Genomic DNA, 24,476 nt, shown 5'->3' on the forward strand with positions numbered 1-24,476 from the left:
CAAAGAACTCTACACAATGACTCATCTAATGGCTATAGAATTATTTAAAATGCTCTAGGCAGCCTGTTTTAGGCGTTATTCTGCCCGTTTTACGCGTTTTCGGGACGTAAATGCCGTCGATTCCCAGCTTTTTCTTCAGATCACAGGCGTCACCCTTCGCCAGAAAGCCGGTGTCAACAGCGTCATCAATCACCCGTACGCCCGAGCGCCCGAGGAAACGATCCAGGTGGTGGCTCCAAGCTGTATTACGCGGAGTAGGCATACACCCCTGCCTCCTATGGCATAATCGTGGCGGCAACAACTTCATGTGGAACAACCGTGCCTCCACCCACCCGTCTTTGGCATCGGTTATTTCGCCGCCGCACGTCTCGCATATCCATGTCTGTTTCTTCTTCATTCGTCTTCTCTACTTTCTATGTAATCTGTTTTCGGCTGCACGGATCTATCCGGCAGCGTTAATGACAATCTCTTTTCTTTGACCGCTCTTTAACCGGACGGTGATAAGGCCGCTGGCTTCAAGCCTGTCCAACGACCGCTTCGCAGTCAGCTCCGTGCCCACCCCGTGCTCTGAAAGACGCCTGTGGCTGATCTGGAAGGATTCCCCGCGGTTAAGGCCATGGTGGTGCCACAGGATCATCCCCGTATGCAGGCATTTTCCTCCCAGTGCCCCTGCCGCGGTCACCCACGACAACGGCAGAGGTCCTTTGATGAAGAGTTCGTTATCCGTCTTCGGGGCGTCCGCCACGTTACCGACATCACCGCCGCCGACAGCGGTATCGACATCGTTACCGGCACCGGTATCAACCACGTCATCTAAAGCAAATTTATCTCTCAGGCCTTCCATCACACTCTCTACTATCTAATAGATATATTATAAGATTGGGCGGGGGTATCAGAATTGATAGGGGTCCCCTATCAGATCTGATAGGGGTCGAGGCTCCGGTTGATGACGTCCCACACCCACTCGCCACCAAAATCAAATCGGTCTGGGTACCGCACGATCTCGGCGTCGCTGCGCAGCTTGAATCCACCGAGTACAGCGGCGGATGCCTTCGTCATACACGACTGCATACAAGCCACGTCGCTATCAACGCTATCGGCATCGGCCTCGATAAGGAATGCATCATGCACGGGCGCACAGATACCGATACCGGCCTCTGTCGCCAGCACCGCCGCCATCCTCATCATCTCCGCGCCGTTACCCTGCATGGGGAAATTGGCGAGGGAACGGGGGTTGGCATCGGCCGGTACCGCACGCTGCCAGTCAAATACCGTCCGCAAACGCCCTGTGAGTATCGCCGAGTTCACAACGCGCTCCTGCCACTGCCAGAACCGGGAAAAGGCCGCACGGTGCTGTTTAAGCAAGTTACGGGCTTCGAGCCGACTGCATGCCAACCGCGCAGCCAAACCGGCCTCGCCCATGGAGTACTGCACACCAAGAACAACGGTCTTATAGATGTCGCGTTCAGCACCATGCGTCTCCCGAGTTGCCGACGGCGACACAGCTCCCACAAGCTTGGCAAAACCCAAATAGGGATCGCCACTGTCATAGGCCGTCATCATCGCCTTATCCCCGGACAGAGCCGCCGCAATGCCGAATTCCTGCTGATCCCAATCGATATAGGCCAGGGCCTTACCGGGTTCAGGACGGATAACAGACCTCAGCCACTTTGATTGCCCGAAGATAAACTTTGAGGACGATGGTTGGTTACGACCTGTAACCGACGCGAATGGCGAGAGTATGCAGCGGTTACGGCCATCGGGGCCTACAGCGAGTTTGTTATTTCTCAGTTGAATCAGGGTACGGCGCAATGTGCGTACGACATCGACGTCCGGGTGAACCTTAGCCATATCGCGGAAAACACCATCGTTTAGTGCCAGCGCACCGGATTCCAGGCGCGGCCAGTCGATGCCCCTTACACGAACCCACTCAGTGAACAACCGGGTATTGAAGCAGTCATCAATAAAAAAGCGGCATCCCAACCGCTGTTCAGCCTCGGTTATCAACGCCGTTACGATTTCCGAACGGTGTTCTGAAATGTAATCCAGTTTTTCGACATCGACGGGAATGCCCCGGCGCTCCATGGCCGCAATGGACTTGGTGTATTCACCGCGCCACCGACAGTACGGATCTGTCAGGCTATCGCACAAAACCTCCCAAAGCCGGGCAGCTGCGCTAACATCACTCTCGCAGTATTCGAGTATACGTTTACGCTGGTCACCGGTGTAGATACAGTTATCTATAATGAGTGAGCGGATCTCGTCTTTGTCATCGAGGCCCGTAACCGGCAAACCAAAATATATCAAGGCACCGACCAGGCCGTTGCCATGAGCAACTGGTACGCCGTTAGTGGCACAGCGGAATTCGACATGAAGATCGACAACATTGACCGGTAGCGGCCATCCCAGCTCCAAAAAGCATGACATCTCGGCCGCCGCGTAATACGCGATGACCAACGACGAGCGGCCAGCAGCAAAAGGAGCACGGTCAAGTTTAAGGAGATCATCACGCCACAGACGTATCACCCTCCCCGACCGCAGCTCCTTAGCCACCATGCATACCACGAAGGGCCGGTGCCCCGAAGGACACCGGTATTCAAAGTCGACCACCCAGATCTCGTCGTACGGGTCACACCACGCCATCAGAAATCTGCTCCCCTCAACTTTTTAAGGAATGGATGATCCTCGTTATCGATGGCGGACGCCCGCAGCACATCATCGTACAACCCTGCGATATCGACATCCGACCAATCGGGGGCTTGTGGACGGGAAGCCGGTTCCTGCGCTTTGTACGCACCGATACCCCGCACGGCTATGACACGAACCCATTTCCCCGCGTATTTACCGGCGATGACATGCGCGCTTTTATGCCAGGTGTTCCAGTTGCCGGTTTCATCCGGCAGCCCGACCGGCCACAGGCGCACACTGCCATCAACCAGCTTATAGGGCACCAGCACCATCTTCCGGCACTCATCAGCGAACTCATCCATCAGTTTAGGATGGAGAACGTAGTGCTCACCGGATTCGTCATCGGTCATGATGTAGCACGTCATACGCGCGCCGGAATCTGGGCAGGGGCTGACAAACTCCTGCTTCTTCGGCTTCGCGATCGACACGGTACACTGCACGGTTTCAGTGATGCCGGCAGCGCAATCCTGATCAAGTGCGTAATCCGCCATGCTGGCCGACAGCGGCACCGGAGCCGGTTCATCGGCCCCGACACTGAAGTCGGCGGAGGGGCCGACAACGGCCTCCTCCACCACGGTTACGTCACCGCCCGGCGACACCTGCGTATCATGGTCATTTTGATTATCCATCATATTCTCCATGGTTACGCAGCAACGGCCGCTTTGGGTTTGGATTCAAGAAGCTCTGGATAATATCGACGCAACCAGGCATGTGCCTCGTACATTGCATCGATAACATCGTCGTTCACAGCGAGAACGGTTGCCGGTTCCGTTGCCAGACCCTTACCACGAGCCGCTAGGTACATTTCAATCACCTCGGCAACCTCGTCTTCGAAACGCTGGAGAGGCCACTGACAGGGATCTGCACCCTCTCTGGATAAATCCAGCAGTTCTTCAAACCACGCCTGTTGTTCTGCAGCGACATTTCCATCCGGTTCCCAGAAGAATTCATCCAACAAGGCCTTGTTGTCACCGCCCAGACGGAGGAGCGACTCCCGGTATTGGCAGGCCCCCTTGATCACTCCTATGCGCAGCCTTTTATGCATGTGCAGGTTCCGGTGGTAAGCACATGCAATCAGAGCTGCGAAGGGGGGAACGAACCCCCTCGTAGCAATATCGATGCGCTCATCCCGCGGGATATCATGTATCCCGGTGCTTTCATCCAACCGACGGAGGCCGGTATACATGTCATAGTCTGGATTATGAATCATGTATCAGCCCTCCTGCGTTAGGGGAACAACCCGCCGATGACGGGGCAACCGCCTCGCCGATAACCGCGACAAGGGCTTCGAGTTCATGCGTCAGGCAACCGGCGCAGTCAAAAACGGCTTTATGTACGTTTCTGCCGCGATGGGACGCTTTCACCCCCATGAGCCCTGGACCAACAGGGTCTACGGTAATTTTGAACAGAGGAGCACTCACTACGCCACCTCCTTCCACGAACCGGATTCGAGCTCAATGTGGTCGGCGACGTCGGCGCAGGACAACAGCCCCAACTGACGCGCTTTTTCGGTCAGCACGAAATCATCGCCATCGATTTCATAATAATCACCGAGCTGCCCCACGCTTTTGAACACACCTTCAGACTTATCAGCCCAAACAAGCTCACTGGAACCGCGCACCGGATTACATAGCCATTGCGGACTGTCATCTCCCCCGCTGTTACCGATGAAGAGACATTCATCGGTAAGCTTTTCGGCATATGGCGACACTCCCTTCGCCCAGTTTTTCTGCGGCATTTCCGTGGGTGATGCATCCAGAAGACTCTCCCTGATCTCATTTACAGTTATGATCGTTACGCGGTTCCCTCTGGCAGCGTAAAGGAGATCCCTGGCCAGCTGGCGGTAGTGGAAATTTTTCTGATCCGATTCATCCAGCACATCACCAATACATTCAATGATGATCACCTCAAAAAACTGAGAGGTAATGAGGTACTTCAGGTGGAACTCAGATCCTGGCCGAAATATCTTCACCGATGGGACTATGGGACCAAGTACACCGGAATTGTCAGTAATGGTGAATTGAACGCGCGTCGGTGGCTTGTCGGATTTCCACCCCTTTGACAAGGGAAACTCCTTTTCAAAAATCCACCTATTTCCCACATATTGGATATGTAAGACGGAGGAACCATTTTCGACGTAGCTTTTAACTAGCTGTCTAGTTGCCATTCTGCCATCAGACCTTTTACTGGCAACAAATGAGAATACAGCCTCCTCCCTGAGCCGGCCTCCAATATGACCCGCAAACAACAATGCTTCCTGTGTAGGGACGAGAGACTTAGCTTTTGGGTTTTCTTTCCATTCTACAGCCATTAGAGATCTCCTAATGCTATTGAACCGCAGATACGGTCAGAATTCCCTATAACATGGTCTGTTAGGGCCTCCACAGTATTACGAAGCTGCTCAAGGCTCGTACACGTGTACTCATCACCTTCATCTAATTCCCGGATCACATAATGATCTAGGTCATAGACATCGACCTCTAATTCTAGCAGCAAAGGCCGATATTCACTTTTGACCGCTTCCGTTGCTGCTGACTGATTTTTCTTGGACTTACTCATGGATAACTCCTTTAAGTTCAAATGCGTATCGATTGTTACTACGTATTTTACTCTGTCCGCTCATTACGCCGCTCCAATCCGATGTTCATCAATCCAGCTTCTGACTTGCTCGAGATCGAAAAGGATCGTTCTGACACCAACCCTCACATAGGGCAGCCGTCCATCTGCAACAAGCTGCCGGATATACCGGGGGGATAGGTTCAGCATCTTTGCCAGTGATACCGTTTTTAGGTACTTCGGTTCTATTTTCATTACTTTGTCCTTTCGGGGTTACGTTGAACAACGCGTTCAACTGATGAAGGACAATAGGGGCTGTTCTCGGCATTTCAATATCATGCATATATGCACTATATCGGCATGGTTATGCATATTTTTAGATGCACCGAAATACGCATCACCCTAAATGGATTACCCGTGTTTCAGCTTGGATAACCAAGCCTTGAAGGCCTGCTCATACCGAGCATCGATCCGCCTTAACCGTACGCAATACTGTCTCGTCCTGACCTCGGGGATAGACGATGAGGACACTGTCTTCTTCCACATTTCGTTGGATACAGCGTCTAGTTCTCTTATTACCTGCGATTTCCGAAGTTTGCTGTCACGCCCCTCCAAAGAGCGGTAAACAATATTAACAACTTCCAATAGCTGATCATCAGAAAGCTTCCCCGATTTGGTAGCAGCTTTTTCAATACCGGTCACTGAATTCACCTGGGCACATACAACCCTATAGGCTTCATGCGGAAAGTGATTCTTCAATCCAACTCCGGCGTATCCTGAGGGCATTACGATCCGCACAGTACCGGTTACTCCAACAACAGTACGGCCATTAATAAGATCGGGGCGCTCAAACCTAAAAAAATCCCGGTCCCATTCTGATTTTTCTCCTAGCCGGATGCAATATAGCCCGTACTCCTGGAAGACTGATACCGCCTTGAACAATGCCTCTTTCTGCAGATGCACGTCGGAAGAATTTGCCGATAACTCGAATTCCATATAACCAAGCAGCTCGTTATACGAAGGTGCGTGAAGGCACCCTTTCCCATCACAAAACGGCAGAAGGTATTTCCCGTGGTCTTCTATGAGAGACCGAACCGCATCCTCTGTGGCGACTGCATTATAGGCCGTGGGCGTCAACAGATTCCACTCCCTCCACTTCTTCGGAGGCTTTGTGAACATGTAGTCAAGCTGAACCATTTGCTTCGCCAGCGTAAAAGCTCTGCCCGCACCAACCGAGTGTGCGACCCGAGCACCATCCCCATCCTCATTCGGACATGTTGGAGGGACGGAGGGGAAGATACTACTAACATAGATCTCGACCTCTTTGTTCCAGTCATACGCAGAACTCTGAAGCAGTTGTTCCAACTCCTCGAATACCTCGGTGGCATCCCACGGAAGGCGAGGCTTCGTCAACGATATCTCAACCTCCCTGAAGACCTGCTGAAATGTCTTTCTGCCCGGACTTAAAGCCAAAGCGTCACTACCAGCATATTTTGCCACCAGATCCTTGTACGTAAGAACTCTTGCAGCATATTTCCGAATATAGTTTTCAGACACAAATGCTCTCCCTTGATCCCATACCGTTACCACAAATTGAAGTATCAGAGAATTAGAATCAGGAAATCCCGATGCAACCTAAAATGCAACGAAATACCGTATATTGGTTGCATTTAATGCCGTTATTGCACTACCCGGCCCTTTACGAATACAAAAATAAAACCTCGTAACTTGTTAATTACGAGGTTTTTATAGTGGTAGAAGCGTGGGGGTTCGAACCCCAGACCCGCTGATTAAGAGTCAGCTGCTCTACCGACTGAGCTACGCTTCCAACGCAAAGGCAGGAAAGTAGAGACTCAGCCCGGTTAACGCAATGATAATTGATGGTTTTGTTTGGTACCGAGTTGCCTCAAATTAAATGACACCGAAGCATCCGATAGGATGCGGGCGGAAAGGATTCGTTGACTCACAAAAAATCACACCCTGCATACAAGATGAGTTGCGAAACCAGAATGGAATACATCGCGGTGCAAACACGCCGCTACAAGCGCGCGAAATAGGCCTTCAAGCCCCGCCTGCTCGACGAGGTCTGCACGGTATGCGGCTGCTCAACGGCTCGCTGAAGCCCTCCAGGGGCAAACGCGGACGCAAAGGCGAGTATGACTCGCCGGAACTGCAAAAGGCCCTGAAAACCCTGAGGCTTCGGTCCGGCCAACTCTGCGGAAAACGCCTCAAGCCCACCATGCCCCACTGGCTGAAGCACTATGAAAAGCATTTCGGCCCCCTGTCGTCCAAGTGCCGCGGAACGGTGCTCCTCGCCGTTTTGTTTCATCTAAGCTGGAAAAGCCCACCCCACCCCGATGTTGCAGTTATGCTGACGGCCGTCAGCATAACTGCAACATCCTGTGGTGGGTTTCGATCTGTGCCCGGGTCGAATTCAAAGGGGTTCGGAAGGGCATGCAGGGATCCCCGGCCGGAAACAGCTCCCTGTTTTTCCAGCTCAAGACGCTCTTCCGTGAAGAGGCCAAAATTCTATGTAGAGCCTTTTGTTTTTCCGGAATCCCTCACCGCCGCACCGGCTTTTTAAAGCGCAAGCCGACCCGGCAACCATTGCAAGATATCGGGGTGAACCGGAAATATTCGTCAGTTAATTCAGATCCGCCTGCCCTTGATCCAGTTAGTTCGATTCCCCGTTCGAAAAAGCGCTTTCCATGACGATTATTTCCGAACCGGCAACGCGCCATCCGCCGGAATGGCCCAATGGCGAAACCCTTGCTAAACCAAGCGAACAAGGACTTTGTGACAGTTGGAGGGCTGCCTCTTCGGGAGTGGCACACCTGGTGCGTAGAGACCATGCATATAAACAACCCCATAATATGTGTGTTTTATGAATCTAACGCTTGGTAAACCGGCGCCTTTGTTCTACAACGTCCGGCTTCCTGGTGGTTTTAATCCCTTAACAACGAAAAAACAGGCACTTGAAAATGACCCAAAAAGATCCGTTGGCGAATCCCGCCCCGCTTGGCCTCATGGGCTTCGGCATGACGACCGTCCTCCTCAACATTCACAACGCCGGGTTTTTCCCGGACGTCGGGAGCATGATCCTGGGGATGGGGATTTTCTTCGGCGGCATTGCCCAGATGATCGCGGGGATCCTTGAATATAAAAAAGGCAATACCTTTGGGATGACCGCGTTCACCTCCTACGGCGCGTTCTGGCTGACGCTCGTTGCGATGATGGTTATGCCGAAGCTGGGGCTCGCGACCGCGCCTCCAGCCGGTTTCGTTGGATGTTATCTTTTTATGTGGGGCCTGTTCACCGCGCTGATGTTCGTCGGGACGCTTAAGGCCAACAAGGCGCTCCAGTTTATCTTCGCGTCGCTGACGGTTTTGTTTTTCCTACTCGCGCTGGAGCATTGGCTTCCGGAACACACGGCGCACACGGTTGGAATCGTCGCCGGCTTCGAGGGTATCGTCTGCGGCGCGAGCGCAATCTATTTGGCCATGGCCGAGATCATCAACGAAGCCCACGGAACCGTTGTTCTGCCGATTGGCGAATACCAACCCCGCGCTTCCAGGAATCCCGCTGCCGAAACCATGCCAGGCCTGTCCGGCAGCCCGGCGGCATAGCCCCGGATCCTGCCCCAGGGCAGATTCAGCTAGCGTCATACAAGCCCGAACGAATGCCGAAGTTCGAATGCCCGAAGGGTTTGGTTCGGATGGGCGGCATTTCGGGTTTCGTTTTTGGTTTTTCTTTAGGTGTTTGGGTGCTTCGTCATTATTCATTCATACAACGCGTGTTCTCCTGCTGCGCGAATCGGCCATGGCCTGCCCCCGAATTGGATAAAATAAGTTTGCCAACCCCTCTCGGGCGAATTATCTACTCCACCGTCGCATAAAGGCTTTCGAGAGTCCACCCGTGTGGGAGGGCAGTGAGTACGGCGGCAAGAACACTTCTTCCAGGAGAACAGAATGAAGAAGAACCTCCATGAAAGGGTCGTCATGTCCCTTTCGCTTTCCTTCGCCCTGACCTGCGCAACCCTGCAAGCCTCAGCGGCCGCTCCGTCCAACACCTTCCAGGACATGGACCAGGATGCCGACGAACGCGTGTCGAAGGACGAGTTCATGGCCTACGGCAAAAACCTCAAGGAAACCGCCGGAAAACCGTTCGATGAAGCCGCCGCCGGTGCATCCTTCGATAAGCGAGATACCGATCAGGACGGATACTTGTCCCCGGCGGAACTCGCGGCCAAGAAACCGCCCCAGAACAAGAAAATGACGCTCGCCGAGCAAAAGCAAAAGATCGAGGCCGCGAAAAAAGCCAAGGCCGAGGAAGAGGCCAAGAAGAAAAAGGAGGAGGAGAAAAAGAAAGAAGAGCGCAAGCGCCTCGCCGAAAAGAAAAAGGACGAGAAAAACAAAAGCAACGATGACGGCGACGATGACTAGAACATCTAGCCTATGAGCTACCGCAAGGTTGTTTCGTGGAGGGGCGGACGCCGTGCGCCCCTCCGGCAAAGCAACTGTAGGGCGGGCATTCCTGTCCGCCCTTGACCATGCAAGAAAGCCTGCTCCACACAGGGAGGGATGTGGCGATCAAGGTCTGTTAACCCACCTGCGCGATGGCCTTCTCCAGGCAGGCCTCGATCATTTCGGTGGTGGGTTCCTTGATGAACCGGTTGTCGATGAGATGCTGGGTGAGGTTGCGCGCTTCGTCGATGTCGGCCTTGGCCTTGGCATAGACCTCGTCGCCTGTCATCTGGACACGGGCAACACCGTCTTCGATGGCCTGCAAGGCAACGGCTTTGGCGACGGCGGGGAAGGTTTCGGTTTCGTCCATCAGCGGCGCGATGTAGTCGGCATGCAGTCCGTTCTTCTCGGCGGTCTCGGCAATGGCGTAGGCGGCGGCGATGGCCATCTTGTCGGTAATCTTCCTGGCTTTCACCAGTAGCGCGCCTTTGAGCAGCCCGGGGAAGCAGAGGGAGTTGTTGACCTGGTTCGGGAAGTCGCCGCGGCCGGTTGCGACAATGTAGGCACCGGCGGCCTTGGCGGCGTGCGGGTAGATTTCCGGCACGGGGTTGGCGCAGACGAAGCAGATGGATTTTTCGGCCATGGTGGAGACCCACTCGGGCTTGATCACGTCGGGGCCGGGGCGGGACAGGGCGATGAGCACGTCGGCGCCTTTCATGGCTTCGTCGATGGAGTTGACCTTGCCGGGGTTGGTGGTCTGGCAGAGATCCCATTTTTTGTAGAACGCCTTGTCGGCCTCGATATCGGCGCGGTCGGTGTGCAGCCCGCCCTTGGAATCGCAGATGATCATTTTCTGCGGATCACCGCCGGCCTGGATGATGAGGCTGGCGATGGTGGTGTTGGAAGCTCCGGCGCCAAGCATGGCGATCTTGACGTTTTCCATCTTTTTGCCGGCCACCTTTACGGCGTTGATCAGGCCGGCGAGGGTGACGCAGCCGGTGCCCTGGGCATCGTCGTGCCAAACCGGGATCTCGCATTCGTCGCGCAGGGTGTCGAGGACTTCAAAGCAGTTGGGCTGGGAAATGTCTTCGAGGTTGACGCCGCCCACGCTGGGCTGGAGCATCTTGACGAACTCGATGATTTTCTTCGGGTCGTGCTCGCCCTTTTCATTGCGGGAATCCACGCAGAGCGCAATGGCATCGACGCCGCCGAGGTATTTCATGAGGTAGGCTTTGCCTTCCATCACGCCGAGGCCGCCGGACGGGCCGCAGTCGCCGTCGCCCAGCACGCGCGTGGAGTCGGAGACGACCGCAATCAGGTTGCCGCGGTTGGAGAGGTCGAACGAGCGCTCCGGGTTGTCGCGGATTTCGGTGGAAACCTTGGAGACGCCGGGGGAATACCAGACGTTGAACCAGTTGAAGCCATAGTAGCCCGCCTTCGGAACGGTCTGCATCTTGCCGCCGTAGAATTCGTGCATGGTTTCGGCGACTTCCTTGAGGAAGAGGGTTTTGCCCTTGGCGACCTGGTCGGGCGTGAACGCTTCCGGGAAGAGGGAATCTAGGTTTTCGAGTTTGAGGTTTTCGATTTTCGACATGGCGATCTCTCCTGTTTGAAATTGAACGGGGGATTATGCCCACGTCCAACGACAAATCAATGCTTTAGCCGTCGAGGAACGCGGAATTAGAGCAAAGCCACGAAACGGGGCGCCACAAAAAAAACGAAGGAAGAAGGCGGATTCCCGCTATTTTCCTATGCTGAGAGGGTTGTTGGAATCGTGGGAAACGCCGTTACGGTATCCCCGGCCCCCGTCGCGCGTGACCATGATGCCGAAAACCACGGCCCCGATTAATACCAAGACCGAGATTCCAACAAAAATCTGGGCCAGCCATGTCATTGCACTTTTCTTCTGTCCGGGATACATCTGGTTTCCTTTGTGTTGCCTAGCCTGGGTTTAAAGCAGGAGCCGTGCCGTTTATTCGGGCAATTAGAAAGCGAGCCGCGGTTTCCCGCAGCTCGCAGTCACGGCTTAATCGTCATGCATCCCCTTACGGCATCGGCAGTCCGTCCATGGAGTGCTGCGATTTTTCGAGCAGCTCGTCGGGCAACGGATAGTCCTGCAGGTTGCCGTCGAGATAGGCCTCGTAGCCCTTCAGATCCATCAGGCCGTGTCCCGACCAGTTGAAGAGGATGGTCTTTTCCTTGCCTTCTTCTTTGGCCTGCTTCGCTTCGCGGATCGCCTGCGCAATGGCGTGCGAGGTTTCCGGCGCGGAAATGAAGCCCTCGGTACGGGCGAACTGGATCGCCGCTTCGTAGCACTCGGTCTGGCCGATCGATGCCGCTTCGATAAGCCCTTCGTTGAGCGCGTGGCTGACCATCGGCGCCATGCCGTGGTAGCGCAGGCCGCCGGCGTGCAGCGGCGGCGGCACGAAGGTGTGGCCGAGGCTGTGCATCGGCAACAGCGGGGTCATCATGGCCACATCGCCGGAGTCGTAACGGTATTTCGCGCGCGTGAGCGTCGGGCAGGCCTCGGGCTCGGTACCGATGATGCGCATGTCCGCGCCGTGGATCTTTTCGTTCGCATAGGGGAAGGCCAGGCCGGCAAAGTTGGAACCGCCGCCCGCGCAACCGATCACGATGTCCGGGGAAGCGCCGATCTTCTTCATCTGCGCCTGCGATTCCAGGCCAATAATCGATTGGTGCAGCATCACGTGGTTGAGGACGGAGCCGAGGGCGTAGCGGGTATCCTCGCGCTGCACGCACTCCTCGATCGCTTCGGAAATGGCGATGCCGAGGCTGCCGGGGGTGTCCGGATCTTCCGCCAGGATCTTGCGTCCGGTTTCCGTATCCATGCTCGGGCTGGGGACGCAGTTGCCGCCCCAGGTGCGCATCATCACCTTGCGGAATGGTTTTTGGTCGAAGCTGATCCGCACCATGAAGACCTTGCACTCGATGCCGCCGACGAGCGAACAGGCGAACGAAAGGGCCGAGCCCCACTGGCCGGCGCCGGTTTCGGTGGTGAGCTTCTTGATGCCGAATTGCTTGTTGTACCACGCCTGGGCCACGGCGGTGTTGGGCTTGTGCGAGCCGGCCGGCGAAACGCCTTCGTTTTTGTAGTAGATCTTGGCGGGGGTGCCGAGCGCCTTTTCCAGGCGGCGGGCGCGGTAGAGCGGGGTCGGGCGCCAGATCTTATAGTAGCCCAGGATGTCTTCCGGAATATCGACCCAGCGGTCGGTGCACATTTCCTGCTCGATCAGGTTCATCGGGAAAACCGGGGCCAGTGCTTCAGGGCCGATCGGGTTTCCATCCATGCCCACCGGTGGAGGCATCGGCTTGGCGAAATCCGCGTTCAGGTTGTACCACTGCCTCGGCAGCTCGTCTTCGGTCAAGGTAACTTTGATTTGTTCACTCATGTGTGCACCCCCATGTGGTTGATGAATTGCGTTAAAAAACAACGGAACAATCTAAGCGTTCACCCCCCGAAAGGTCAAGAGGCGCGGCAACCAAACCTTATTGAGACCGGGTTGCAAGATGGACGCTTCCACGATCCAGCAACATCTTTCCAAGAACCTCTTTATGGATATCAGTCCTATGAAATAATGTTTTGGTGCGGGTTGCTAGTCCTCGCGATACCGGTCTCCGGGATGTGAACAAACCTCCACCAATGGGATCTCCCATTCATCGGGGCAGCCTTTGGGAACCTCGTCGAGGTATTCCTTCCGCCAGGTGATGATGGAATGGACCCGCGCTTCCTTGACGAGCGGGAGCTTGCCGTGCCAATCGAGGCTTGCCGCCTGGGACAAGGCCCCCACCTTCAGCCCGGCTTCGTTGCGCAGGAAAATCCTGTTTTCATCGGCGTGTTTTTCCAGGCCCACCACCGAACCCACCTTTAGCGCTGCAATTCGCCGCCGCGTTGCAGGGGAATAGACGGGGTAACCGATATAAACCTGCTTTAGATCGAGTAGTGCATATTGTGTCTGCAAAACCGCGGCATCGGGATGCTCCAACGCGCCTGCCCGCAGCCTTCTGGTTCCCGCCAAAGCCAATTTTTCCGTGAACGGGTTGCTGTGCCCTTCCAGCGTGCACAGCGTCAATGTTTGGCGCGCACGCGTCATGCCCACGTAATAGAGCCGCCGTTCCTCTTCCTGCTGATCCGTTGCCACCTGCCCGTTCCATTTTCCGAGCATGATTACATGGTCGAATTCCAGCCCTTTGGCGGCGTGCACGGTGGAAAGGTAGACTTCGTCGCCCACGCAGGGAGCACGCTGGAGTTCGTGCAGCGCTTCGTAGATGAAATCGACGGCATCGCCTGGCATGCGGGCATGGTTCCCGGTTGCCTCTTCCCACTCGGCCAGGATGCCGTCCACCATGCGGCACCAAGGGCTGTTCGATTCGTAGATTTCCATGTCGCGGAATGCCCGGCGCAAGCGGCTGGCCGACACCGTGGCCTGGCCCAATCCCTTGATGAACGCAATCAACGCCTGCGGCTCGCGCAGGCGATGGAGCGGAACGTTGCTTTTGCGCCCGGCGGCCATGGCCACCGGAATGCCCTCGGATTCCAGCGCGGCGCGGATGGGGTGCAGCTCCTGGTTGGTGCGGGCGAACACGGCGATGCTTCCGCCGCCGCGAGCCCGGATCTCTTCGAGAACGAAGCGCGCCTGGAGCAACGCATCGGAACAGGCCACAATACGCACGGGTTCGCCGGGTGGGTCGGAGCGCCGCGCCTTGTTGATTTGGATCGGGTGGCTGGTTTTCATGCGGTCGCGGTTCAGCGCGATGAGCTGGTTAGCGGCGGCGATAATGTTTTGGGTGGAGCGGTAGTTTTCGACGAGGAAGTGGGTACGCGCGGCATAGTCCTGCTCGAACTGCCGGATGAAGCGGATATTCGCGCCCTGGAAGGAGTAAATGTTTTGGTCGTCGTCGCCGACCGCCAGGATGGAAAGCCTGGCATCCTCGTTGTCCGATTCCAGCGTCCGGCCGGCGATGGCCGAGACCATGTCGTACTGGTCCTGGTTGATATCCTGGTATTCGTCGATCAGGATATGGCGGCATCCGGCCAGCAGGCGCTCGCGCATTTCGTCGCGCTCGAGGCCGGGCAGGTCGCACTCACCCCGCAGCAGACGGGTGGCGTCGCGGATCATCTGGTCGAAATCGGGATTGTCCTCCTTCTTTTCGGAATGTTCGGCCAAGGAGGCGCCGACCAGCCGCATGGCCAAACCGTGGTAGGTTTGCACGGTTACGCCGGCGGCATCCTTCCCGGCCAGTTCGCGGATGCGCGTCCGCAGGCTAAGCGCCGCCGCGCGGTTGAAGCACACCACCAGGATTTCGCGCGGCCGCACGCGCTCGACGCGCAGCAGATAGGCGCACCGGTGCGCGATCACCCGGGTCTTCCCCGATCCGGGGCCGGCCAGCACCAGCATATTGTCGTCCGTCCTGGCCGAGACCACGGCCACCTGCACGCCGTTGTTCAGCTGGTCGACGATCTTTTGGTAGGATTCCGCGCTGGTTGCGCGCTCGATCATCTTCTGTTCGCCGGGAAAGAACGTCTTCACGAACCCGGTCTTATCCATCGTGAAGTAGGCGGCGACCAACGCCAGCGCACCCTGGATCTTTTCCAATCCGAGAGCGGCGTAGCGGTTCATCACATGGATTTGGAAATTGCGCTCGCGGTAGTGCTCCTTGAGCGATGAAAAGTCGCCCGTGGTAAAGCGCCTTCCCTTTGCTTCCGGCAGGATCGTGATCGTCATGGCCGAACGGAACACGGCCAGCCCCTGCTGGAGGATGATACAGCGTTGCTCATGGAGGAAAAGCAACCCGCGCTCGATCGCCGAGCTAAAATCCTTGATCTGCGCCGCAACGAACATGTCCGTCTTCAACGCGGTGACCAGCTCGCTCTCGCTGAATTCCACCAAATGCTCGCCGCCCGTCCCCTCCGGGACCTTTCCCGCAATGGCCTTCAGCACAATGCCCGCAACCGCCTGGCGTTTTTCCGCGGTTTCCTGCAAGGCTTCCCAGCTGCGCTGCAGCTTGACGCGGTAGTGGTCGCGGTCGCGGTATTTCAATTCGATGCTTCCCCTGCGCCCAGCCAGCCCCTGCCCGTCCATCGCCAGACTTTTGAGCAGGTTGCGCAGGGATTCGGGGGCGGAGGCGTGGTCGTCGTCGAGCAGCCGCTGGTTCAGCCGCCGCAGGCTCAGCGCCATCCAGCCCTCGCCATCCGGCTCCTCCTCACGCAGCAGGGCGATCATCGCCTTCTCCAACGCGCAGACCTCCGCCAGCGCCTTCTCGGCGGAATTGGCGCAGCGCACCTTGACGTAGGCGCTCAGGAGGGTGTCTTTCTTCACCAGCCCGGCATCGACCATGTCCTTCAAAATCCGCAACACCGGCAGTGTATCGTGTCGCAAGGTGCGATACTGCGCGATCTCCTCCGCCACGGCCATGGAGGGCAGCTCGGCCAGCTCGTCGGCGCTAATCGCCTCGTCGGGATCGCGGTCGAAGAGCTGCGCCATGATTTCGTGCCACTGCCTTTTAACCCGATCCGCAAGATCCAGCGCGTTGATCTTTTCGATGGCTTCCTCGCGGGTTTGCATCAACGGCTTGACCTGCATCACGGCGGTTTTATTTTCGTCGCGCTGGACAAAGTTGCCGCGCTCCAGCATCGAGACCGCCGTATTGACCTTGGTCGCCGCCATGGGATCGGTGGTGTTGAATTCCGTTTCCACCTCCTCGTCGCGGAGGATTTCGCCGGCGGTGATGACGACCTCGTTGTCCTCGTTGCGCTTGGCGCGGCGGAGGCCGCGCAGGATCTGGGCAATGTCGTTGCGCGTGAGCCGCGAAAAGGCACTCATGGAAAACTGGGTTTCGATGTCCTGCTCGTCGAAGAGCAGCACGCACTGGGCCGCTTTTCTGTCGCGGCCGGCGCGGCCGGCCTCTTGCAGGTAGTTTTCGAGCGATCCGGGGATGTCCGCATGGACGACCAAGCGCACGTTTTCCTTATCGATCCCCATGCCGAACGCATTCGTGGCGCAGATATGCTGGATGTCTCCGGCAATGAATTGATCCTGAATCCGCCGTTTTTCGGGCGCTTCCAAACCGGCATGGAACGCCTCGGCCGAGAGGCCGGCCAGCTGGAGCCACTCCGCCATCTCCTCGGTTCGGGCGCGCGTTGCGCAATAGACCACCGATGCGCCGTTTTCCGGCACCCGATCCCTCAGCAGCTGCAAGACGCGCGTTTCCTTCTCCGCCGAATTGATCATCTGAACTTCGAACCGCAGGTTGGTTCGTTCGGCGCCGCCATCGAACACGCACAGGTCTTGCGAGAGCTCCTTTTCAAAATGCTGCAGGATTTCCTCGACCACATCGCACTTGGCGGTGGCCGTGAAGCAGGCCACCGGCGGGCACTCGACGCGCTGCTGTTCCGCCAGTTCGCGGATGAAGCGCGAGGCGTAGAGGTAGTCCGGGCGGAACGAGTGCCCCCAGCGCGACAGGCAGTGCGCCTCGTCGAAAACCCAGCATCCGATCTCCCGCTGCTTCACCATGTTCCTGAACGAGACGTTGCGCAGCTGCTCCGGGGAAACATACAATAAGGCGATATCCCCCAGGCGCACGCGCTCCAGCACGCTGCCCCGCTCGGGCGGGGTGAGCATGCCGTAGAGCGCCGCGGCAAAGTTCGATTCCGTCAGGCGGTTGAGGTTGTCGACCTGATCCTTCATCAGTGCCTGCAAGGGGGAGATGACGACGGTCAGGACGCCCCGGCGCTGGTTGCGCACCAACGCAGGCAACTGGTAGCAGAGCGACTTCCCGCCGCCGGTCGGCAGGATGGCCAGCAACGGCTCGTTGTTCATGCCGCTGCGGACAATGGCCTCCTGCAAGCTCCCGCCCTCGGGCAGCGAAGGCTCCGGGCGGAAATCGTCGAACCCGAAGAAGCGCTTCAGCTGCTCCTGCGGGTTGTGGTTGGCGCGGCAGTATGCGCACCCGGGGTCATCGCATGCGGTCTCCCGCAAGGTACGCACGAGCTTCACCACTTCGGGGAACCGGTACCGAACCCAGGGCGGCAGAATGGAATTGGAACCGGCCACCCGCAGCCACGCCAATGCATAGGCCGCCGCTTCACGATTTTCCGAATCCGCCGACCGAGCCGCTGTGGCGCATCCGAACCCCGCCGCATGTTCGGCAAAGAAATCCGCAGCCTCCCGATCCCCGAAAGGCGCGACCCCCAGCGCCTGGAACAAAGGCTCCATCGTTGCCGTAAAGGCCCATGCATAGAACCGCAAGAGCCCGGCATCGGATTCCCGCAGCGGGTCGAACGCCTCGAGCTGGTCCTTGAATAGAAGGGCGGCGTTCCGGGCATCGGCAACCGGATCGTTCAAGGCGGTGCTGACGAGTTTGTAGTCCTTCACCAAGTGGTGGTAGGGATTTTCCGGAAAGGCGATCGGCGAAAGCAACAGCGTGTCGATGACCGGAATCTCGTGGAGAACCAGATGGGGAAACTGCTTCTTCAGCAGCGGGAGGTCGTGGTCGAGGATGTTGTGGCCGAGCACGAAACGGGCATTCCCGGCCATTCCATCCAATGCCTGCACCACATCGGATGGCCGGAACCGCCCCTTAAAAAACCGTGCCTCGGCACCGAAAATGGCACCAACTTTAAGAATCCTTCCATCGGGGGCCGTCTCCAAGTCCAGCAGCAGGCTTCCATTCAATAATTTTTCAGCACGATCCATACAGCCAAAGTCTAGTTTTTCGCATTAAACACATGCAACAAGGAACTTTGCAAGTAGGCAGATCAACGCCGCTTTCCCCCAACGATTGCAAAGAGGCCAAAGATTGTAACACGCCGTCGGGCCGGCCCCCGCCGGAATTCCAAATGGCACACAGGATGCTAACGCTTTGCCCTTGACCCCGCGGGGCGATTTGTCACATTGTTTCCCGATTTTACACGAAGCAATTTTACTTAAAGGAAAACCAATATGTTCAACCGGGCCATGGGGATGTTCTCCAGCGACATTGGAATCGATCTGGGAACAGCGAATACTCTGGTATACGCGCGGGATCGCGGGATCGTGATCCGCGAACCCTCGGTCGTGGCGGTGCAGGCCGGCACGAACCGGGTTTTGGCGGTCGGCGACGAGGCAAAGAGAATGCTCGGCCGTACGCCAGGGAACATTGTGGCCATCCGCCCTCTGAAGAGCGGGGTGATCGCCGATTTCGAAGTGACCGAGGCGATGCTGCGCTATTTTATCCAGAAGGTGCATAACAGAAGACGGATGGTGAGGCCCCGGGTGGTTATTGCAGTGCCCAGCGGCATCACCGAAGTGGAGAAGCGCGCAGTAAAGGATTCCGCGATGCATGCGGGCGCGCGCGATGTGTTTTTAATTGAAGAGCCGATGGCCGCCGCGATCGGGGTGGGCCTGCCTGTACAGGAACCCGCCGGCAACATGATCGTGGATATTGGGGGGGGAACGACCGAAGTGGCCGTGATCTCCCTTGCCGGCATTGTTTACAGCCGGAGTGTGCGCGTTGGCGGCGATGAGATGGACGAGGCGATAATCCAGCACATTAAGCGGGAATATAATTTGTTGATTGGAGAAAGAACCGCCGAGGAAATAAAGATTACGATGGGATCCGCCCTGGCAACCGGTGACGAAAGCACCATGGAAGTGAAGGGACGGGATCTGGTGGCCGGGTTGCCGCGGACGCTGACAATCAGCTCCGAGGAAGTGCGACAGGCCCTGCAGGAACCGGTGAATGCAATTGTCGAGGCGGTCCGCGTGACGCTCGAACGCTGCCTGCCCGAGCTCTCGGCCGACCTCGTCGACCGGGGCATGGTCCTGGCCGGCGGCGGCGCATTGCTGCGCGGGCTCGATGTGCTCATTTCGGAGAAAACCGCCCTGCCCGTGCATGTGGCGGACGATCCGCTGAGCGCAGTCGCGGAAGGCACCGGAATTGTCCTGCACGAAATCAATTTCCTACGCAAGATGGCGGGGCCCAACAACTAGGGCTCTTTATCCGACCGATTTTCCCCGCCCATGTGCGGCTTTCGCCTGTCCTCCCGTTAGGGACGGATAGTGCTGAGGAACAAAAAACTTATCTATGCCGGAGCAACAGCCCTGCTGCTGCTCGTGGTGTTCGTTCCGCTACCCTCCTTGACCCAAAAGGGAAAGGGGGCGGTTCGTGACGCCATGGCACCGGCGGAACGCGGCGTTTCCGGCGTTTGGCAGCGGCTGTCCGAGGCCACCGCGGCCATCCGCGGCATAGGCGGCGCGGTGGAAAAAAACCGCGAGCTGCGGCATGAACTCGTGCGCATCCAGGCCGAACTCAACCACCTGCGCGACGCCGAGGAAAACAACGCCCGCCTGCGCCGCGCCTTCAAGTTCCGCAGCATCAATTCCTACACCATGATCCCCTGCGATGTCATCAGCCGCAATATTTCCGGCTGGTGGAACTCCGTGCGCATCGGCAAGGGCAGCGCCGACGGCATCGAGGCCAACCTGGCGGTCATTAGCCCCGACGGCCTGGTTGGCCGCACCAAGGAAATTTCGAAACTGACCAGCGAAGTCCTGCTCGTTTCCGATCCCGCCTGCCGCGTTTCGGCGCGGATCGCCCGCATCAAGGATGGCGGCTACGGCCTGGTGCGCGGCGCCGGCAGCACACTCAAGGGCTACCCCAAGGCTCGAATGGAATTCATCAACAAAGACATCGAAATCAAGGTCGGCGACGAGGTCGTCACCTCCGGACTCTCCAGCCGAGAAGGCGAAGGGCAGTTCCCCAAGGGCGTGCACATCGGCTATGTTGATAAGGTCTATATGGACAAGACGGGCCTGTTCCAGCATGCCGAGCTCATTCCGGGCGCCACCGTGGGGCTGCTCGACTATGTCTTCGTGGTCTCCAATACGGGAGGTGAAGGATGAAGCGCCGCATTCTCATGGCGTTGCTGCTGATGCTCGGCGCCCTGCTCCAGCAGGTGCTGCCGGCCTGGCCGCTCTTCGGCTCCATGAAGCCGCCGATCCTCGCCGCGATGGTGCTCTACTATGCCCTGCGGCGCGACAACCGCGACATGTGGCTGGTCGTCTTTGCCGCCGCGCTGCTGCAGGATGGCCTCAACCTCGGCGCGTTCGGCCCCGCCCTGCTGGCCTTCCCGGTCATCGGTATCCTAGCCAACAAGATACGCAGCGAAGTGTTTGCCGACGGCCTGGTTTCGCAGTTGATCTTCGGAGCGGCCGTCGGGCTGTTCACCGCGTTCGCCTCGTTGCTGATCTACTCCGCCACCGGGCAACGGCCGATGCATTTCGGCCTTACGCTGCTGCGGCTGGGCGGCTCCTTCTGGCTCGGCATGGCCACGCTGCCGCTCGTCTCGTTTTCGATCAACAAGCTGGAGGCCGCCCTCCCCAAACGACGGGGGTACGGATGGCAATGAAGGTGAGGCAACAAAAACGCGCTTCGAGCAACCACGTCATCTGGGCCGTCTTCGGCCTGATGGTTTTCGCCATGGGCGTGCTGGCCACCAATTTGTGGAAGCTGCAGGTGCGTGCCAAGGGATCGTTCGACGACCAGCTGTTCAAGCAGAGCGTCCGGCGCATCCGCCTGCCCGCCGTGCGCGGCATGATCTACGACCGCAACGGCGCCGTGCTGGCCGATAGCGTCCCGAACTATTGCATCGCCATCTACACCGAGGAGCTCTATGCCCCGAAATCCATGGTGGCCAAAACCCTCGAACTCGTGCACGAAATCTGGCTGCGCGTCGGCCGCAAGCCGGATGTGAGCTACAACGACATCAAGCGCCATCTGCATTTTGCCCCCGATAAACCCTTGGCCGTCTACAAAAACCTCACCCCGGACGAGATCCGCAAATGGCGCATCGGGTTCGAGCAGTGGACGGCCCCGCCCAAGGGCTGGAACAAACGCTATGAGGTGCCCGGCCTGGAACTGAAGAATCCGGTGGTCGACGGCGGCATCGTGATCCATACGGCGGAGCTGGAAGAACGGGCGACCTCCACGGCCGCCAACACGCTGGAGCTGGTCTACAAGATCCATGAACGCCTCCACGGCCGGGTCGACATGGAAAAGCTTCCCATTGGCCTGCAAGCCATCAAGCGGCACATCAACTCCCAGCGTCCCGTGCCCCTGCTGGCCTGGAAGCGCCTCGACCAGAAAACCATCGCCAAATGGGCCGACACCTGCTCCGACCTGACCGCCACCGACATCTATTGCCTGCCCGACCGCACCTACCCCGAAGGCGAAAACCTGGCCCACCTCATCGGTTTCACCCGCGAAGCCGACACGGGGAAACCGGACGAGCAACCGGGCGAACAATTCCACTTCGATGTCCGCGGAATCAAGGGAAAGAAAGGCCTGGAAGGGCTATACAACGAGCTGCTCGAGGGCGAACCGGGCTACCAGCTCGTCCAGATCGATGCCGACGGCTTCCGCCACCGCGACCTGCAAACCCTGCCGTCGCGCCCCGGCGGCGACCTCCAGCTCACCATCGACCGCAGCATCCAGCAGTTCGCCAAGGAAGCCCTCACCATGCACCTCGACACCGATCCGTTCGAGGGGCCGGTGAAAGGCGCCGTGGTGGTGCTCGACCCGAACAACGGCGATGTGCTCGCCATGGTCAGTTCGCCCTTGTTCGACCCCAACGAATACATGGCTTCGAGCGAATATGTGCAAAAGCTGATGACCGATACGAACGCCCCGACGCTCAACCGCGCGGTCTACGGGCAGTATGCCCCGGGCAGCACCTTCAAGCCCATCGCCTGCCTGGGCGTCCTGCGCGAGCACCCGGAGTATGCCGACGTGCACCACGACTGCCCCGGATACCACATGATCGGCAAGCGCAAGATGCGCTGCCATGCCCGCTACGGCCACGGGGACGACCTCTCCATCCGGCAAACGCTGGAAAAATCGTGCAACGTCTACATGTTCAAGATGGCGATCGAAGTCGGCTATGAACCGATCTACCGCATGGCGAAGGATTTTGGCCTGGGCCAGCCCGTTGGCCTCTTCCCGGACGTCGAGGATCTCTCCGGCACGTTCATGACCAAGGGCAACAAATACGGCAACCTGCCGGAAAAAGCGGTCGGGCTGGCGGGCGCCTGCAACCTTTCCATCGGCCAGGGCGAACTGATCGTGGCCCCGCTGCAGATGGCGATGGTCGCCGCAACGATCGCCAACGGCGGCCACCTCTACCGGCCCCGCCTGATCAAGAAATTCAGGTTCGATCCCGAACGGCCCTACGATCCCAACCCCACCTCGAAAATCCGCTACATCCCCATTCCGGACGAAGCCCTCGCGCAGGTTCGCGGCGGCATGCACGACGTGGTGATGGGCGGCGAGGAGGCCGCGAAGTGCGTCCAGGTGGACGACATCATCATTGCCGGAAAGACCGGCACGGCGGAATACGGCCCGAAGGAGCTGGGAAAAAAGAACACCTGGATGATTTCCTACGCGCCGTTCCACTTCCCGCGCTACGCCATTGCCTTCATTGTCCAGGACGGCGTCTACGGCGGCACCACGGTGGCCCCGCGCCTGCACGAGCTCTATTCGAAGATTTTCCACTACGATGGCACGCTCAAAGAGGAGGTGCTGTGATGGACGGCATTAATCCCAAGCGCATCGACTGGACCATGCTGGGCACCATCCTATTGCTGGTGGCGATGAGTGTGGCGTTTGTCTACAGCGCCCAGTTCAAGTCGGCCGAAAGCTACGGCAACAGCTGGGTGAAGCAGTTGCTGTTTGCCGGGATTGGATTATGCGTCTATGCCGCGTTGGTCTGGTTCGACTACAAGATTTTCTCCGCCCTTTCCTGGTGGGTCTATGCGGGGTCGATCGTATTGCTCCTCCTGGTCTTCCTTTTTCCGGCCAACAACGGGGCCCAGCGCTGGATCCCGCTGCCGGGCTTCACCCTCCAGCCCTCCGAACTGGCGAAGATCGCGGTGGCCATCAAGCTGGGCGCCTACCTCTCGGCCCCCGACCGCGACATGGACGAGTGGAAAACCCTTATCATGTGCGCCGCCATTGCCGGGCTTCCGTTCCTATTGATTGCGGCCGAACCGGACTTGAGCACGTCGCTCACCCTCGCGCCGATCACGCTGGCCATCCTGCTCTACATGGGGGTGAAGCGGAAGCTGCTGCTCGGCGGCCTTGCATTCGTTATGCTGGTCGCCGTGGTGGCCTGCACCTGGATCAAGTTTGAAAAACCTTCGGAAGAGCAGCAGAAGAAAGGCGTCGTGGCCACCAGTCGCCAGGTGCTGCCCAGCATTCCGTTCATGGAGGATTACCAGAAGGACCGCATCAAGGTTTTCCTGGAAAAGGATTATGATGTCGCCGGCGTGGGGTGGAACAAGCTACAATCCCAGATTGCCGTGGGCTCCGGCGGACTGGGAGGCAAAGGCTATTTGCAGGGAACGCAGAATATTCTGGGGTTCCTGCCGGCCGCCGTTGCGCAATCGGATTTTATTTTCTGCGTCATTGCGGAGGAGACTGGATTTATGGGTGGGGCGTTCATCATCGCGCTCTACACCGTACTGTTAGCAAGATGTATGCGGGTATCGATGCGATCCCGCGATGAGTTTGGGCGGCTCGTGGCACTGGGAATCGGCGTCATGTTGTTCTGCCATGTGTTTGTGAATATTGCGATGACGATCGGCATTCTGCCGATCACGGGCCTGCCGCTGCCTCTGATGAGCTACGGCGGGTCCTTCATGGTGAGTACCATGATCGCGCTCGGGCTGGTGCAAAGCGTGTACCAGCGCCGGAGAATTAGATAAGGAGAGAGTA

Annotated in this window: 19 protein-coding genes and 1 tRNA gene; 7 read left to right on the forward strand and 13 right to left on the reverse strand. The window is 57.9% G+C overall.

Translation table 11 applies throughout. The annotated features are described in order from the left end of the window. Window positions 1-40: 40 nt before the first annotated feature. The 10 genes from E9954_RS27085 to E9954_RS27130 form a co-directional block, all read right to left on the reverse strand. Window positions 41-397, reverse strand: coding sequence for a hypothetical protein (locus tag E9954_RS27085; RefSeq protein WP_136082428.1), 357 nt, complete (start codon window positions 395-397; stop codon window positions 41-43). Between the two features lie 45 nt (window positions 398-442). Next, window positions 443-844 carry a hypothetical protein gene (locus tag E9954_RS27090; RefSeq protein ID WP_136082429.1) on the reverse strand — a complete coding sequence of 134 codons (402 nt, stop codon included), beginning with the start codon at window positions 842-844 and terminating at the stop codon, window positions 443-445. A gap of 71 nt (window positions 845-915) precedes the next feature. Beyond that, the gene (locus E9954_RS27095) at window positions 916-2,526 is read right to left on the reverse strand and encodes a DNA polymerase (RefSeq protein ID WP_168442630.1); all 1,611 of its coding nucleotides are present in this window, start codon (window positions 2,524-2,526) and stop codon (window positions 916-918) included. A gap of 116 nt (window positions 2,527-2,642) precedes the next feature. Next, window positions 2,643-3,320 (reverse strand): hypothetical protein, encoded by a 678-nt coding sequence (locus E9954_RS27100; protein WP_136082431.1) that lies wholly within the window; start codon window positions 3,318-3,320, stop codon window positions 2,643-2,645. An 11-nt stretch (window positions 3,321-3,331) separates the two neighbouring features. Beyond that, window positions 3,332-3,898, reverse strand: coding sequence for a hypothetical protein (locus E9954_RS27105; RefSeq protein WP_136082432.1), 567 nt, complete (start codon window positions 3,896-3,898; stop codon window positions 3,332-3,334). Between the two features lie 210 nt (window positions 3,899-4,108). After that, a complete protein-coding gene (locus E9954_RS27110) occupies window positions 4,109-4,999 on the reverse strand; it encodes a hypothetical protein (protein ID WP_136082433.1) in 891 nt (296 codons plus the stop codon). After that, the gene (locus E9954_RS27115; RefSeq protein ID WP_136082434.1) at window positions 4,999-5,247 is read right to left on the reverse strand and encodes an SH2 domain-containing protein; all 249 of its coding nucleotides are present in this window, start codon (window positions 5,245-5,247) and stop codon (window positions 4,999-5,001) included. The genes E9954_RS27110 and E9954_RS27115 overlap by 1 nt, the downstream gene beginning before the upstream one ends. A gap of 63 nt (window positions 5,248-5,310) precedes the next feature. Continuing rightward, window positions 5,311-5,499 carry a helix-turn-helix transcriptional regulator gene (locus E9954_RS27120; RefSeq protein ID WP_136082435.1) on the reverse strand — a complete coding sequence of 63 codons (189 nt, stop codon included), beginning with the start codon at window positions 5,497-5,499 and terminating at the stop codon, window positions 5,311-5,313. A 156-nt stretch (window positions 5,500-5,655) separates the two neighbouring features. Further along, complete coding sequence (locus E9954_RS27125; RefSeq protein WP_136082436.1) at window positions 5,656-6,801, reverse strand: hypothetical protein; 1,146 nt, start codon at window positions 6,799-6,801, stop codon at window positions 5,656-5,658. 195 nt (window positions 6,802-6,996) lie between these two features. Beyond that, a tRNA-Lys gene (locus E9954_RS27130) sits at window positions 6,997-7,072 on the reverse strand. A 1,153-nt stretch (window positions 7,073-8,225) separates the two neighbouring features. Between E9954_RS27130 and E9954_RS27135 the strand changes: the two genes are divergently transcribed. Continuing rightward, entirely contained in the window at window positions 8,226-8,870 is a 645-nt protein-coding gene (locus E9954_RS27135; protein ID WP_136082437.1) for an acetate uptake transporter, read from the forward strand. 342 nt (window positions 8,871-9,212) lie between these two features. Further along, complete coding sequence (locus E9954_RS27140; protein WP_136082438.1) at window positions 9,213-9,686, forward strand: EF-hand domain-containing protein; 474 nt, start codon at window positions 9,213-9,215, stop codon at window positions 9,684-9,686. A gap of 157 nt (window positions 9,687-9,843) precedes the next feature. On the opposite strand, the gene E9954_RS27145 is transcribed toward E9954_RS27140, so the two are convergent. The 3 genes from E9954_RS27145 to E9954_RS27155 form a co-directional block, all read right to left on the reverse strand. Next, a complete protein-coding gene (locus E9954_RS27145) occupies window positions 9,844-11,301 on the reverse strand; it encodes an NAD(P)-dependent malic enzyme (RefSeq protein ID WP_136082439.1) in 1,458 nt (485 codons plus the stop codon). A gap of 451 nt (window positions 11,302-11,752) precedes the next feature. After that, the gene (locus E9954_RS27150; RefSeq protein WP_136082440.1) at window positions 11,753-13,117 is read right to left on the reverse strand and encodes a TrpB-like pyridoxal phosphate-dependent enzyme; all 1,365 of its coding nucleotides are present in this window, start codon (window positions 13,115-13,117) and stop codon (window positions 11,753-11,755) included. A 204-nt stretch (window positions 13,118-13,321) separates the two neighbouring features. Next, window positions 13,322-18,400, reverse strand: a complete 5,079-nt coding sequence (locus E9954_RS27155) for a RecQ family ATP-dependent DNA helicase (protein WP_222847338.1) — start codon at window positions 18,398-18,400, stop codon at window positions 13,322-13,324. Between the two features lie 267 nt (window positions 18,401-18,667). Here E9954_RS27155 and E9954_RS27160 point away from each other — a divergent pair, with 267 nt between their 5' ends. From E9954_RS27160 to rodA, 5 genes are all read left to right on the forward strand, one after another. Beyond that, window positions 18,668-19,696: a rod shape-determining protein gene (locus tag E9954_RS27160; protein ID WP_136082442.1), complete on the forward strand. Its 1,029-nt coding sequence runs from the start codon at window positions 18,668-18,670 to the stop codon at window positions 19,694-19,696. Between the two features lie 69 nt (window positions 19,697-19,765). Beyond that, the gene (gene mreC / locus E9954_RS27165; protein ID WP_136082443.1) at window positions 19,766-20,608 is read left to right on the forward strand and encodes a rod shape-determining protein MreC; all 843 of its coding nucleotides are present in this window, start codon (window positions 19,766-19,768) and stop codon (window positions 20,606-20,608) included. Beyond that, complete coding sequence (mreD, locus tag E9954_RS27170) at window positions 20,605-21,114, forward strand: rod shape-determining protein MreD (protein ID WP_136082444.1); 510 nt, start codon at window positions 20,605-20,607, stop codon at window positions 21,112-21,114. The genes mreC and mreD overlap by 4 nt, the downstream gene beginning before the upstream one ends. Further along, window positions 21,111-23,288 (forward strand): peptidoglycan D,D-transpeptidase FtsI family protein, encoded by a 2,178-nt coding sequence (locus E9954_RS27175; protein WP_168442631.1) that lies wholly within the window; start codon window positions 21,111-21,113, stop codon window positions 23,286-23,288. The genes mreD and E9954_RS27175 overlap by 4 nt, the downstream gene beginning before the upstream one ends. After that, window positions 23,288-24,466 (forward strand): rod shape-determining protein RodA, encoded by a 1,179-nt coding sequence (rodA, locus tag E9954_RS27180; protein ID WP_136082446.1) that lies wholly within the window; start codon window positions 23,288-23,290, stop codon window positions 24,464-24,466. The genes E9954_RS27175 and rodA overlap by 1 nt, the downstream gene beginning before the upstream one ends. Window positions 24,467-24,476: the final 10 nt, after the last annotated feature.

It is taken from the genome of Pontiella desulfatans (assembly GCF_900890425.1).
GTDB classification, from domain to species: Bacteria; Verrucomicrobiota; Kiritimatiellia; order Kiritimatiellales; family Pontiellaceae; genus Pontiella; species Pontiella desulfatans.

Excerpts from the sequence above, each read along its gene's own strand:
- E9954_RS27135 (WP_136082437.1), top strand. The coding sequence starts at position 8,226 with ATGACCCAAAAAGATCCGTTGGCGAATCCCGCCCCGCTTGGCCTCATG.
- E9954_RS27100 (WP_136082431.1), bottom strand. The coding sequence starts at position 3,320 with ATGATGGATAATCAAAATGACCATGATACGCAGGTGTCGCCGGGCGGT.
- E9954_RS27140 (WP_136082438.1), top strand. The coding sequence starts at position 9,213 with ATGAAGAAGAACCTCCATGAAAGGGTCGTCATGTCCCTTTCGCTTTCC.
- E9954_RS27145 (WP_136082439.1), bottom strand. The coding sequence starts at position 11,301 with ATGTCGAAAATCGAAAACCTCAAACTCGAAAACCTAGATTCCCTCTTC.
- E9954_RS27160 (WP_136082442.1), top strand. The coding sequence starts at position 18,668 with ATGTTCAACCGGGCCATGGGGATGTTCTCCAGCGACATTGGAATCGAT.
- E9954_RS27105 (WP_136082432.1), bottom strand. The coding sequence starts at position 3,898 with ATGATTCATAATCCAGACTATGACATGTATACCGGCCTCCGTCGGTTG.
- E9954_RS27085 (WP_136082428.1), bottom strand. The coding sequence starts at position 397 with ATGAAGAAGAAACAGACATGGATATGCGAGACGTGCGGCGGCGAAATA.
- E9954_RS27150 (WP_136082440.1), bottom strand. The coding sequence starts at position 13,117 with ATGAGTGAACAAATCAAAGTTACCTTGACCGAAGACGAGCTGCCGAGG.
- E9954_RS27090 (WP_136082429.1), bottom strand. The coding sequence starts at position 844 with ATGGAAGGCCTGAGAGATAAATTTGCTTTAGATGACGTGGTTGATACC.
- E9954_RS27120 (WP_136082435.1), bottom strand. The coding sequence starts at position 5,499 with ATGAAAATAGAACCGAAGTACCTAAAAACGGTATCACTGGCAAAGATG.
- E9954_RS27115 (WP_136082434.1), bottom strand. The coding sequence starts at position 5,247 with ATGAGTAAGTCCAAGAAAAATCAGTCAGCAGCAACGGAAGCGGTCAAA.
- E9954_RS27110 (WP_136082433.1), bottom strand. The coding sequence starts at position 4,999 with ATGGCTGTAGAATGGAAAGAAAACCCAAAAGCTAAGTCTCTCGTCCCT.
- mreD (WP_136082444.1), top strand. The coding sequence starts at position 20,605 with ATGAAGCGCCGCATTCTCATGGCGTTGCTGCTGATGCTCGGCGCCCTG.
- rodA (WP_136082446.1), top strand. The coding sequence starts at position 23,288 with ATGGACGGCATTAATCCCAAGCGCATCGACTGGACCATGCTGGGCACC.
- E9954_RS27175 (WP_168442631.1), top strand. The coding sequence starts at position 21,111 with ATGAAGGTGAGGCAACAAAAACGCGCTTCGAGCAACCACGTCATCTGG.